This is a genomic window from Ruegeria sp. HKCCD4315, assembly GCF_013112245.1.
Taxonomy (GTDB): domain Bacteria; phylum Pseudomonadota; class Alphaproteobacteria; order Rhodobacterales; family Rhodobacteraceae; genus Ruegeria.
In genome coordinates, this window is the sequence record NZ_WVRN01000001.1 from 843,334 (window position 1) to 855,886 (window position 12,553).

12 protein-coding genes are annotated in these 12,553 nt (G+C 58.2%); 11 read left to right on the top strand and 1 reads right to left on the bottom strand.

The features are described 5' to 3' along the window. Window positions 1-6 precede the first annotated feature (6 nt). The 11 genes from GS646_RS04200 to GS646_RS04250 all read left to right on the top strand — a co-directional run bounded on the left by GS646_RS04200 (window position 7) and on the right by GS646_RS04250 (window position 11,854). Window positions 7-1,110 (top strand): energy transducer TonB, encoded by a 1,104-nt coding sequence (locus tag GS646_RS04200; RefSeq protein WP_171186916.1) that lies wholly within the window; start codon window positions 7-9, stop codon window positions 1,108-1,110. Beyond that, complete coding sequence (tolB, locus tag GS646_RS04205) at window positions 1,107-2,426, top strand: Tol-Pal system beta propeller repeat protein TolB (RefSeq protein WP_171186914.1); 1,320 nt, start codon at window positions 1,107-1,109, stop codon at window positions 2,424-2,426. The genes GS646_RS04200 and tolB overlap by 4 nt, the downstream gene beginning before the upstream one ends. Window positions 2,427-2,498: 72 nt before the next feature. Beyond that, window positions 2,499-3,005: a peptidoglycan-associated lipoprotein Pal gene (gene pal, locus GS646_RS04210; RefSeq protein ID WP_171186911.1), complete on the top strand. Its 507-nt coding sequence runs from the start codon at window positions 2,499-2,501 to the stop codon at window positions 3,003-3,005. Window positions 3,006-3,009: 4 nt separating this feature from the next. Continuing rightward, on the top strand, window positions 3,010-3,831 hold the full coding sequence (gene ybgF, locus GS646_RS04215; protein WP_171647557.1) for a tol-pal system protein YbgF: 822 nt from the start codon (window positions 3,010-3,012) through the stop codon (window positions 3,829-3,831). After that, on the top strand, window positions 3,822-5,081 hold the full coding sequence (tilS, locus tag GS646_RS04220; protein ID WP_371732021.1) for a tRNA lysidine(34) synthetase TilS: 1,260 nt from the start codon (window positions 3,822-3,824) through the stop codon (window positions 5,079-5,081). The genes ybgF and tilS overlap by 10 nt, the downstream gene beginning before the upstream one ends. Window positions 5,082-5,156: 75 nt before the next feature. Further along, the gene (gene ftsH, locus GS646_RS04225) at window positions 5,157-7,073 is read left to right on the top strand and encodes an ATP-dependent zinc metalloprotease FtsH (protein ID WP_171094198.1); all 1,917 of its coding nucleotides are present in this window, start codon (window positions 5,157-5,159) and stop codon (window positions 7,071-7,073) included. Between the two features lie 98 nt (window positions 7,074-7,171). Beyond that, the gene (locus tag GS646_RS04230) at window positions 7,172-7,747 is read left to right on the top strand and encodes an MOSC domain-containing protein (RefSeq protein ID WP_171647553.1); all 576 of its coding nucleotides are present in this window, start codon (window positions 7,172-7,174) and stop codon (window positions 7,745-7,747) included. Window positions 7,748-7,912: 165 nt separating this feature from the next. Further along, complete coding sequence (locus GS646_RS04235) at window positions 7,913-9,589, top strand: formate--tetrahydrofolate ligase (protein WP_171186903.1); 1,677 nt, start codon at window positions 7,913-7,915, stop codon at window positions 9,587-9,589. Window positions 9,590-9,647: 58 nt separating this feature from the next. Next, window positions 9,648-9,953 (top strand): chorismate mutase, encoded by a 306-nt coding sequence (locus tag GS646_RS04240; RefSeq protein ID WP_171186902.1) that lies wholly within the window; start codon window positions 9,648-9,650, stop codon window positions 9,951-9,953. A 52-nt stretch (window positions 9,954-10,005) separates the two neighbouring features. After that, window positions 10,006-10,896 (top strand): bifunctional methylenetetrahydrofolate dehydrogenase/methenyltetrahydrofolate cyclohydrolase FolD, encoded by an 891-nt coding sequence (gene folD, locus GS646_RS04245; protein WP_171186900.1) that lies wholly within the window; start codon window positions 10,006-10,008, stop codon window positions 10,894-10,896. A gap of 271 nt (window positions 10,897-11,167) precedes the next feature. Beyond that, window positions 11,168-11,854, top strand: coding sequence for a LytTR family DNA-binding domain-containing protein (locus tag GS646_RS04250; RefSeq protein ID WP_371732022.1), 687 nt, complete (start codon window positions 11,168-11,170; stop codon window positions 11,852-11,854). A 2-nt stretch (window positions 11,855-11,856) separates the two neighbouring features. Here the strand turns inward: GS646_RS04250 and pdeM are convergent, their stop codons facing one another. Beyond that, window positions 11,857-12,519, bottom strand: a complete 663-nt coding sequence (gene pdeM / locus GS646_RS04255; RefSeq protein ID WP_171186896.1) for a ligase-associated DNA damage response endonuclease PdeM — start codon at window positions 12,517-12,519, stop codon at window positions 11,857-11,859. Window positions 12,520-12,553: the final 34 nt, after the last annotated feature.

Consider the following 12,553-nt stretch of genomic DNA (forward strand, 5'->3'; position numbering starts at 1 on the left):
CGCACGGTGGATACCGGCACCAAGATTTCGGCGATTGCGCATGTCAGCCTGATTGGCGTCGCGCTTTTTGGCGGCACCTTCCGGTCCGAGCCGTTGCCGATGGCCGTGCAGGATGTTTCCGTGATTACCGCTGAACAGTTTGCGGCCATGACTGCGCAGCGCGACGCGCCTGACGTTTCCGAAGTACCGGCTGCTCTTCAGCAACCACCCGAACCTGAGCAGACCGAAACCACTGCTCCGGAGGCGGTGGTTGAGGAACAGTCGCGCCCCGAACCCGTGGTTCCTGCTGAACCTGACCCTGAACCTGCGCCCGTTATCGTTGAGGCCCCGCCAGAGCCCGATCTGCCGGAAGAGCCACCTTCGTTGGCCGAGCCTGAGGTTGAAACCGTTGCACAGCCCGTGCAGCCCGAGCCTGAGGCGCAGCCACGCCCTGCTGATCGCGTTGCGCCCGAGGCGATAGCGCCGCCGCCGCCCGAAGCGACACCGGATGAGTTTGAAACTCCACCGGTGTCATTAGATGAGGGCGCTGAGGTGCAGCAGGAACAGCAAGATCAGACCGCCCCGGATGAGGCCGCGCCAGAGATCGTGACCGAGGCGGAAGAGACCAAGGAACCGCTGCTCAGTTCACCTCGTCCGCGCACGCGCCCCAATCGGCCCAGTCCGCCGCCCGAACCGGAAGTTGCTGAAACGCCCGACGCGACCCCGGAATCTGAAGCGCAGGCAGACGAAACTGCGATAAACGATGCCTTGGCTGAAGCCCTGGGCGCAGGCACCGAGCCCTCGGGTCCGCCGCTCACCAGCGGTGAGAAAGATGCGATGCGACTGGCTGTCTCCAGATGCTGGAACGTAGGTTCACTGTCTACAGATGCACTGAACACGGTGGTTGTTGTTGCGTTTTCGCTGAACCGTGATGGTACAGTTGTAGGCGGTAGTATTCGGATGCTGGACAGCTCGGGCGGGTCTGCCGGTGCCGCCAATCAGGCTTACCAGGCTGCCCGACGCGCGATTTTGCGCTGTGGAGCCAAAGGATATGACTTGCCTGCTGACAAATACGCTCAGTGGCAGGATGTTGAGATTACATTCAATCCCGAGAGGATGCGGATCAAATGATGAAACTTCTGACCAGCCTCTTTGTCGGCCTGACCCTAATGTCCGCGCCGGTTTACGCACAAAACGGCCCCCTGCGGCTGGAATTGGACCAGGGCATAATCGAGCCCTTGCCCTTTGCGGTTCCCAATTTCGTGCCCGATGGCCCCTCTGCCGCGCAATACGCGCAGGATATTTCGCGTGTGGTGGCAGCGGATTTGACCGGGACGGGCCTGTTTCGCGAAATCTCATCGGATGCGTTCATCAGCCGGGTCAGCAGTTTTGAAGCGCCAGTACAATTTGCTGACTGGAAAGCAATCAACGCTGATGCACTGGTCACCGGGGCAGTCAATGTTTCGGGGAAACGATTGACGGTTCGGTTCCGTGTCTGGGATGTGTTCTCGGGTCAGGAACTTGGCACCGGCCTGCAACTGGCAGGTACGACCGATGGTTGGCGTCGCATGGCGCATAAGGTGGCTGATCAGGTCTATAGCCGGATCACGGGCGAAGGGGGGTATTTCGACAGTCGCGTGGCTTTCGTGTCGGAAAGTGGACCCAAGGATCAACGCCTCAAGCGGTTGGCGATCATGGATTACGACGGCGCAAATGTGCAGTACCTGACCGACAGTTCCGCCATCGTACTGGCACCGCGCTTTTCACCCACAGGTGACCGGTTGCTTTACACCAGCTACGAAAGCGGCAGCCCGCGCATCTATGTTCTGGATGTCGGACGCGTGAAACGGCAGGAACTCAAGACCCAGGACGGCACCATGAGCTTCTCGCCCCGCTTCTCGCCAGATGGTCGGTCGATCGTGTATTCGCTGATTCAGGGCGGTAACACGGATTTGTGGAAGATGGATCTGGCCTCGGGTCAAAGTACACGCCTGACCAACACGCCTGCAATCGAAACGGCACCCAGCTATTCACCGGATGGCAGCCGCATCGTTTTTGAAAGCGACCGGTCGGGCACGCCGCAGCTCTACGTGATGCCCGCAAACGGGGGAGAGGCAACGCGGATCAGCTTTGGCGCGGGGCGCTATGGCACCCCGGTTTGGTCGCCGCGCGGCGATTTGATTGCTTTTACCAAGCAAAACAAAGGCCGGTTCCACATTGGCGTCATGCGCACAGACGGGTCGGAAGAGCGGTTGCTGACGGCGTCATTCCTGGACGAAGGCCCTACCTGGTCGCCCAATGGTCGCGTTATTATGTTCACCCGCGAAACGCAGGGGGCAAGCGGTAGGGCCTCGCTGTATTCAGTGGATATATCGGGCCGCAACCTGCGCCCGGTACGCACTCCGGATGGTGGCAGCGACCCGTCATGGGGCCCATTGCAGAATTGATCGCAGCAAAGTTCACAACGAATCGCGCCTGTGGTAGACAGGCGGCAATAATCAAAACACGAGGCACTTGAAATGAACGTATTGAGCAAAGTTCTGGCGCTGGGCGCACTGAGTGTGATTGCCGCCTGTACAAATAACGACCCTTCTGCGTTGGGGGGCGGTGGCGCAGGTGGCACTGGCGCAATCGTGCCGGGCTCGCCAAGCGACCCACGTTCGCCGGCGTATTTCCAGCAGACGGTTGGCGACCGTGTCCTTTTCGCTGTTGATCAGTCCACCCTTACGCCGCAGGCACAAACAGTGCTGCAAGGGCAGGCTGAATGGCTGCTGGCCAACCCTGATTTTGTCGCCACGATTGAAGGGCACGCGGATGAACAGGGTACGCGGGAGTACAACCTTGCACTGGGTGCGCGCCGGGCTAACGCTGCACGCGAATATCTGATTTCCCGCGGTGTGGCAGGTAATCGACTTAAAACAGTCAGCTACGGCAAGGAACGCCCGATCGAGATTTGCAGCACCGAGGACTGCTATTCCAAAAACCGACGCGCGGTGACGGTGCTGACCGGGTCAACTTTGGGGTAAGACGATGCGTATTGCAGGATGGGTTTTGGCAGCCGTCGTGGCAACGGCGGGCGTGGCAAAGGGACAGGATCAGCAGACCTTGGCGGATATTCGTCAGGAGCTGACTGTGCTGCATGTCGAGATACAGCGCCTGAAGCGCGAGTTTTCCACCACAGGATCGCCTGCGCCCAACCTTTCCGGCAGTTCGGTGCTTGAGCGTGTCGACGCGATTGAAGCAGAGCTGCAGCGTCTGACGCGCCAGACCGAGCAATTGAACCAACGGGTGCAGAATATCGTCACTGACGGCACAAACCGCATCGGGGATCTGGAGTTTCGGCTGGTCGAACTGGAAGGCGGAGACCTGTCCGCGCTTGAGGAAACATCAACACTGGGCGGTGACACGGTGTCAGAAACGGGCTCGGCGAACGTTGCAACGCCACCTGCAACTGACCAAACCGAGCTTGCCGTGGGCGAGCGCGCAGATTTCGATACGGCGTCGCAAGCTTTGACCGATGGGGATTTCCAGACCGCCGCTACCATGTTTGCGCAGTTCGAGGCAAACTATCCCGGCAGCCCTCTGGCCCCTGAAGCGAACCTTAAACGAGGCCACGCCCTTGAAGGTCTGGGCGACACCCGCGAAGCGGCCCGTGCCTTTTTGGCCAGCTTTACCGGTGATTCCGAGGGGGCCTTTGCCCCCGAGGCTCTGTATGAGCTGGGCGCGGCATTGGGCCGATTGGGACAAACCGATCAGGCCTGTATCACGCTGAACGAGGTCGGGGTGCGTTTCCCCTCTGCGCCCGCTTTGTCGAACGCCACGCAAGAGATGACCGCGCTGGGGTGTTCTTGAGCACTCAGCCAGACAGCCTGATTTCCAATCTTCGGAATCGGTTGCCGGACAATTTGCCCAGCGAATTGGGGATCGCAGTCTCAGGCGGTGGAGATTCCATCGCCTTGATGCATCTGTTGCACGCAATTGCGCAAACCGAGGCAATCACTCTTTACGCCGTCACAGTTGATCATGGTTTGCGCCCGGAAGCCGCGCAGGAGGCCGAGGCCGTTGCCGGTGAGGCGGCGGCTCTTGGAGTGCAGCATGACATTTTGAGGTGGTCGGGTTGGGACGAAAAAGGCAATCTTCAGGATCAAGCGCGACAAGCGCGGTACAGTCTGATGATAAACTGGGCGAAGGCCCGTGATATCGGTGCAATTGCCTTGGGACACACAGCAGACGATCAGGCCGAAACACTGCTGATGCGGTTGGGTCGATCCTCTGGCGTGACGGGTCTGTCAGGTATGTCGCCCGTGCGGCAAAGGGATGGGGTAACGTTGCTGCGCCCAATGCTGGGGATCACTCGCGACAGGCTGCGCGCCTACCTAACTGAAATCGGAGCGAGTTGGGTTGAGGATCCATCGAATCAGGACATGCGATTTGACCGGATCAAAGCCCGCGATGCCTTGCAAAGCCTTTCGTCCTTGGGAATCGATGCGCTGTCTTTATCTCGTGTGGCGGAAAATTTGGCTCAGGCGCATAGGGCGTTGGCCGTGTTTGCGCAGGAATCCGCGCGGAATGTGGCACAGGTTGACCACAGCGATGTGAGGGTGGACCAGGCTGGCTTTGCCGCGTTGCCGCGGGAAATCCAGAGACGCGTGTTGCTGGGATCACTTCAATGGATTGCGGGGCAGGGCTATCCCCCGCGCCAGTCGGCTTTGGAGCAGGCTATGGATGCGGTAGTTCACGGTCAAGCCGTGTCAATTGCCGGATGTCTGCTCGTGCCAAAAGGCGCGAGTGTTTGGATTTGCAGGGAATTTAAGGCCGTAGAGGGCCAAATTGCCGCATCTGGCGCTGTCTGGGATGGAAAATGGGTGCTGACCGGGCCGGAAATCCCAGGCGTGGAAATCCGGGCGTTGGGCGAAAAAGGGTTGCTGCAGGTTCCGGATTGGCGCGCAACCGGGCGTCCCAGGCTTGCTTTGACCGCAACGCCTGCCGTTTGGGCGGGTGAAACGGTTCTTGCAGCACCACTTGCGGGATTTGCCAATGGATGGCAGGCTGATCCGGTCTCGGATTGGCCCGCGTTTGACGCATCTTTTTTATCGCATTGAACATAGAACAATCCTCTCTATTTTAAGTGACAACTTGGCAGTTCCTCACCTGCCGAAACTTTTGGGAGATTTTCCTTGGGCAACGCTCGCAATATCGCGTTTTGGGTCGTTCTGTTCCTGCTTATTCTGGCACTGTTCAATCTGTTCAGTGGACCGGGTGGAACGCTTCAGAGCAATGAGAGAACATATTCCGACTTTGTCGGTGCCGTCCAAAGCGGTGAAGTCAAAAACGTGACGCTGGATGGCGAGCAGATTCGTTATACCACCGAAAGCGGCGCGACCTATGTCACCATCAAGCCCGGCGACGCCGAGGTAACAAAGCTGCTGATCGATGAGAACATTCCGGTTCAAGCGGTCAAACAACAGCAGTCTGGGTTCCAGTCGTTCCTGATCACGCTGCTGCCCTTCCTACTGCTGATCGGCGTTTGGGTTTACTTCATGAACCGGATGCAGGGCGGCGGCAAAGGCGGTGCGATGGGCTTTGGCAAGTCCAAGGCCAAGATGCTGACTGAAAAGCATGGCCGTGTGACATTTGATGACGTGGCTGGCATCGACGAAGCCAAGGAAGAACTGGAAGAGATCGTTGAATTCCTGCGCAACCCGCAGAAGTTCAGCCGCCTCGGTGGCAAGATTCCAAAAGGCGCGTTGCTGGTTGGCCCTCCGGGTACAGGTAAAACACTTCTGGCCCGCGCGATTGCAGGTGAGGCGGGTGTTCCGTTCTTCACCATTTCCGGTTCGGACTTTGTTGAGATGTTCGTGGGTGTTGGTGCATCCCGCGTGCGCGACATGTTCGAACAGGCAAAGAAGAACGCGCCTTGTATTGTGTTCATCGACGAGATCGACGCTGTGGGCCGCCACCGTGGTGCCGGTTACGGCGGCGGTAACGACGAACGCGAACAGACCCTCAACCAGTTGCTGGTTGAAATGGACGGGTTTGAGGCAAACGAAGGTGTGATCATCCTGGCGGCGACCAACCGTAAAGATGTTCTGGACCCCGCGCTGCTGCGTCCGGGCCGGTTCGACCGCAACGTGACCGTCGGCAACCCCGACATCAAAGGCCGCGAGAAGATTTTGGGCGTGCACGCGCGCAAAACACCTCTGGGCCCCGATGTTGATCTGCGCATCATCGCGCGAGGCACGCCAGGCTTTTCGGGTGCTGATCTGGCGAACCTTGTGAACGAGGCTGCGCTGATGGCGGCACGTGTGGGTCGTCGCTTTGTCACAATGGAAGACTTTGAGAACGCCAAAGACAAGGTGATGATGGGGGCCGAGCGTCGCTCGATGGTGCTGACCCAGGACCAGAAGGAAAAGACCGCCTATCACGAGGCCGGTCATGCCGTTGTTGGTCTGGAACTGCCGCTGTGTGACCCGGTCTACAAGGCGACGATCATTCCGCGCGGCGGTGCGCTGGGTATGGTCGTCTCTCTGCCGGAAATGGACCGCCTGAACTATCACCGCGATGAGTGCGAGCAGAAGCTGGCCATGACCATGGCTGGTAAGGCCGCTGAGGTCATTAAATACGGTGAAGACCACGTCTCGAACGGTCCCGCCGGTGACATCATGCAAGCCAGCCAGTTGGCCCGCGCGATGGTGATGCGCTGGGGTATGTCTGACAAGGTCGGCAATATTGACTATGCCGAGGCGCATGAGGGCTATCAGGGCAACACTGCCGGGTTCTCGGTGTCCGCGCATACCAAAGAGCTGATCGAGGAAGAGGTGAAGCGCCTGATTCAGCAAGGCTATGAGCGCGCTCACAAGATCCTGACAGACAAGAACGAAGAATGGGAGCGTTTGGCCCAAGGTCTGCTGGAATACGAAACCCTGACCGGCGACGAGATCAAGCGCGTCATGAATGGTGAATCGCCGACCGAAGGCGATGACGAAGGCGACAAGCCGGACGAAGGCAATGCACCCAGCGTTACGGCCATTCCCAAGACGAAGGCAAAGAAGTCCCCGCCCGAGGGCGGGATGGAGCCTGAACCCACCACATAATCACCAAAGACCCGGGCCGAGGCCCGGGTCTCTTTTCTTTTCTTCAGGTCCTTGCCGGGCAATGTGCGCCCGTAAGTGCCAAGGAACAGGGAAACAACATGCCGTTTTTGCGGGAAACTGAATACGCAGCCGAAGTGGTTTGGCTCGGCTATGTCCCTGCTGGGCAATCGCTGCGCGCCGAAGCGGTCCAGGCGCTGAACCTGGGCTTCGATGGCGTGAAGGGTGAACGACACGCAGGCGTCAACCGTGCATCCTGTGTGCGGGTCAAGAACCTCTATTCTCAAGGCACAGAGATTCGCAATGTCCGTCAATTGTCGGTGCTTTCTGTGGAAGAGCTTGAACAGATTGCGCTTGAGATGGATCTCGATGCGCTTGATCCGGCTTACCTTGGTGCATCGATCGTGCTGAAGGGTATCCCCGATTTCTCGCACGTTCCCCCGTCCTCTCGGCTACAGGCGGGGGGTGGTTTGACGATAACTGTAGACATGGAGAACGCGCCTTGCGTTTTGCCGGGGCGCGAGATCGAGGCGGATCAACCCGGGCATGGCGCCGCGTTCAAACCGGCGGCGGTGGGGCGGCGCGGCATAACAGGATGGGTCGAGCGCCCGGGGCGGATTGAGCTTGGCGATCGCTTGGCTTTGTTTGTTCCGGATCAACCCAACTGGGCGCCATAAACGGGTCGGGTTTCCGATTAGAAACCCACGAAATGACCTTACGACGCTTCGCGACACCAGAATGTCGGAATCCATGGCTATTGAGATTGTACACAAGGGTATGGAATGCGCAGCGCCGACGTTTTGCGTCGGCTTTGCACGGTATTCAATTAAGGACCCCGGCCAATGAGCTACAAATCCGATATCGAAATCGCACGTGAAGCGAACAAAAAGCCGATTCAGGAAATCGGTGCCAAAATTGGCATCGACTCTGCGGATCTGCTGCCCTACGGCCACGATAAAGCCAAGGTCAGCCAGGACTTCATCAACTCGGTTCAGGGCCGCGAAGACGGCAAACTGATTCTGGTGACTGCGATCAACCCGACCCCTGCAGGTGAAGGCAAAACCACCACGACTGTTGGTCTGGGTGACGGCCTGAACCGCATTGGCAAGAACGCCATGATTTGTATCCGCGAAGCCTCGCTTGGTCCGAACTTCGGCATGAAGGGTGGCGCTGCAGGTGGCGGTTACGCGCAGGTTGTTCCGATGGAGGAAATGAACCTCCACTTCACCGGCGATTTCCACGCCATCACCTCGGCCCACTCGCTGCTGTCGGCGATGATCGACAACCATATCTATTGGGGCAACGAGTGTGAGATTGACACTCGCCGTGTCGCATGGCGCCGTGTGGTCGACATGAACGACCGTGCGCTGCGTCAGATCACCGCCAGCTTGGGCGGCGTGTCGAATGGCTATCCGCGTGAGGCTGGTTTCGACATCACCGTGGCGTCCGAGGTCATGGCGATCCTGTGCCTCGCCAACGACCTGAAAGACCTGGAAAAGCGTCTGGGTGATATCATCGTTGCGTATCGCCGCGACAAGACACCGGTCTACTGCCGCGACATCAAGGCAGAAGGCGCGATGACCGTTCTGCTGAAAGACGCGATGCAGCCGAACCTGGTGCAAACGCTGGAAAACAACCCGGCCTTTGTTCACGGTGGCCCGTTCGCGAACATCGCGCATGGCTGTAACTCGGTCATCGCGACCAAGACCGCTCTGAAAGTCGCTGACTACGTCGTGACCGAAGCGGGCTTTGGTGCGGATCTGGGCGCTGAAAAGTTCATGAACATCAAATGCCGCAAGGCGGGCATCGCCCCGTCGGCAGTTGTACTGGTTGCCACTGTAAGGGCGATGAAAATGAACGGCGGCGTTGCGAAAGCCGATCTGGGTGCCGAAAACGTCGACGCAGTTCAGTCGGGCTGTGCCAACCTGGGTCGTCACATCGAGAACGTGAAGTCGTTTGGTGTGCCGGTCGTCGTTGCCATCAACCACTTCGTCACCGACACCGACGCCGAAGTTCAGGCCGTGAAAGACTATTGCGGCGAGCACGGGGTCGAGGCGGTTCTGTCGCGTCACTGGGAACTGGGTTCGGAAGGGTCGGCACCGCTGGCCGAAAAGGTTGTCGAAATCGTTGAAGGTGGTTCCGCGAACTTCGCGCCGATCTACCCCGACGACATGCCGCTGTTCGAGAAGATCGAAACCATCGCCAAACGCATCTACCGCGCGGACGAGGTTCTGGCCGACAACAAGATCCGCAACCAGCTGCGCGAGTGGGAAGAAGCCGGTTACGGTAACCTGCCGGTCTGCATGGCGAAAACCCAGTACTCGTTCTCGACCGATCCGACGCTGCGCGGCGCGCCGACCGGTCACTCGGTTCCGGTACGTGAGGTTCGCCTGTCCGCAGGTGCTGGCTTCATCGTCGTTGTCTGCGGTGAGATCATGACAATGCCCGGTCTGCCCCGCAAACCGGCTGCTGAAACCATCTGCCTTAACGACGCAGGTGAGATCGAGGGCTTGTTCTAAGCCGCATTTTGAACCATCTCGTGGTCCGGGGACTTCCCCGGGCCATGAGGAGACCGCGATGCCCACTCTGACACCGCCGCAAGACTGTAGCACGATGCAGGAATTGCGCGTTCAGATCGACAGGCTGGACCGCCAACTGATCGATATGCTGGTGAAACGCGCCAGTTACATCGACCGAGCGTCCCAGTTGAAACCCGGCGAAGGGCTGCCCGCCCGAATCCCGGACCGTGTCGAAGAGGTGGTGCAGCGCGTGCGCAAGAGTTCCGATGAACTGGGTATGGACCCCGATCTTGCCGAAGAACTCTGGCGAATTTTGATAGACTGGTCGATTGCCCGCGAAGAGCGTGTGCTCGGCTCTGACTGACTGACCGGGCGCATTTTGCGCCCGATCCGTTTTTGAAAGAAGGGATCAAAGGATGGTAGCGCAGGTTATCGACGGTAAGGCATTTGCGGCCAAAGTGCGCGCGCAAGTGGCTGATCAGGTTGCTAAGCTGAAAGAAGAAAACGGCATCACCCCCGGATTGGCGGTGGTTCTGGTCGGTGAAGACCCGGCCAGTCAGGTCTATGTCCGCTCAAAGGGCAAGCAGACCGTTGAGGTTGGCATGAACTCGTACGAACACAAGTTGGATGCCGAAACCTCGGAAGAAGATCTTCTGGCCCTGATCGACAAGCTGAATAACGATCCTACCGTACACGGTATTCTGGTTCAGCTGCCGCTGCCGAAGCACCTGAACGAAGATCTGGTGATCAACTCGATTGACCCTGCCAAGGATGTCGATGGTTTTCACATCTCGAACGTGGGCCTGCTGGGTACTGGTCAGAAGTCGATGGTGCCTTGTACGCCGCTGGGATGCCTTATGATGCTGCGCGATTATCATGGCTCGTTGTCGGGCATGGATGCCGTGGTGATTGGCCGTTCGAACATCGTGGGTAAACCGATGGCGCAGTTGCTGCTGGGCGACAGCTGCACCGTGACCATCGCGCATTCGCGCACCAAAGACCTGCCGGACGTTGTACGCCGCGCGGACATCGTTGTGGCCGCTGTCGGCCGTCCCGAGATGGTGCCGGGCGATTGGATCAAGGAAGGCGCCACGGTTATCGACGTGGGCATCAACCGTATCGAGCGCGATGGCAAGAACAAGCTGGTTGGCGATGTGGATTACGCAAGCGCGGCTGAACGTGCGGGCGCAATCACCCCGGTTCCGGGTGGCGTGGGTCCGATGACCATCGCGTGCCTACTGGCCAACACTCTGACCGCCTGTTGCCGGTCCAACGGTCTGCCAGAGCCTGAAGGTCTGACTGCTTAAGTTCGAATTGTGGGTCGGGCCGTGCTAAGCGGCCCGACACCCCTCCCTTGAGTGCAATATAAGATCGGACTGCACCAAAGCGTCAGGGGCGATCGGATTTTGAATGACTTCCCCAGCTTGAAAAATCGTGATAAGCCTGTATTCCCAGTTGTTTACAGGTTGAGTTTCCCTTGTGTGTATTGCACTCGGGCAATGTACGTACAAAAGCAGTATGACGTCTAAGTTAAGTTTAATTCGAAATGCATGTACTCCGCAGAGAGTTACAGCGGGTGTGGTTTTTCTTCCTTTGCTGGCCTATGCGTTTCCACCTTTTCTTGTATCCGAGCTAAATTTTGGTTTGCGTCTGTTGTTTTGGGCCGGAGTGATGGTTCTGGCGCTTTCTGTAACCGGGCTGGTTCGGAAACTGATGCTAAACAGCCCTCTGCTGTTAAACATTCCAGCCCGTGATTTAGCCTTCGCTGCTCTGATCCTGTCTTTGTTTACACCTTCGCTTTGGCTTTTGGCGTGGATCTTGTTCACTTGTGGTGGCCAAATGGCACCGGGGGCGCAAACCGTAGCTGTTTATGGGGTGTTGTTGGCCACAGGTCTGGTTTTTGTGCAGCGTCATGAATTGCAGGCTGCAGTGACACCCACGTCCGATGAAGAAAAGCCGCGACTTGTCAATCGTCTGCCACCTGATTTCGATGGGCAGATCTATCGCCTGACTGTTCGGGATCACAATGTGGATGTCGTGACATCAGAAGGTGTCTTTACGCTTCGGTCGCGGTTTACGGATGCCATTGCCGAGATGGAACCGGTTCCCGGTCACTGCTCGCACCGCTCACATTGGGTGACTGATGACTCCATCACTGGTGTAGAGAAAACAGGCGGCAAGACTTTTCTAAAGCTGGTCAACGGCGATCTGGTGCCGGTCAGCCGCAAGTATAAACCAATGCTGGAACAGGACGGTTTGATCTGACTTCAGCGCGGCATCGGTATCATGTGCGGGTGCGGGCCGGTCAGGATTGCTGTTGCGTTCTGGTCCATGAGGTCGGCCAGAACCCGGTCTGAGCTGCGCAACCCACCCGTGAAAACACCGTAAGCTGGCAGGATCAGCCGGTTACTGTCCAACAGAAAAGCGGGCCGAGAGATATGTCTTCCTTTCACACGAATTTGCGCTTTTGGATGGTAATGGCCAGAGACTTCTCCTTGCGGATGGTCCTCTGCGATATGGCGAAAGACCAGCGGATCGCAGCGCCATTCGAACAAGTGTGCGCCACCCAGCTCAATCGGCCCAGGATCGTGGTTGCCTTCGATCCATATCCATTTGCGTCCGGCCTGCAATGTAGAAATCCGAAGCCTTTCGGCTGAAGGCAACGCCTGCGCGGCATCAAGGTCGTCAAAGCTGTCGCCCAAGCATATAACAGTTTCCGCGTTGGTGCGTTCCAAGTCACCTGCCAACCGATCCAGTGTTTCGCTTGTGTCATAAGGGGGCAATGCGGGTCCACCGCGCCGCAGCATTCGTTCGGACTTACCAAGGTGCAGGTCTGAGACACACAGTAGTTGGCGCTCGGGCCACCACAGTGCGCCCGATGGCAATGCGACGAGACGCTGTCCTGCTAAAGAAAACTCGCATATGTTCATGATACGTTCTTGACGCGTTTTTGCATCCGGCGCA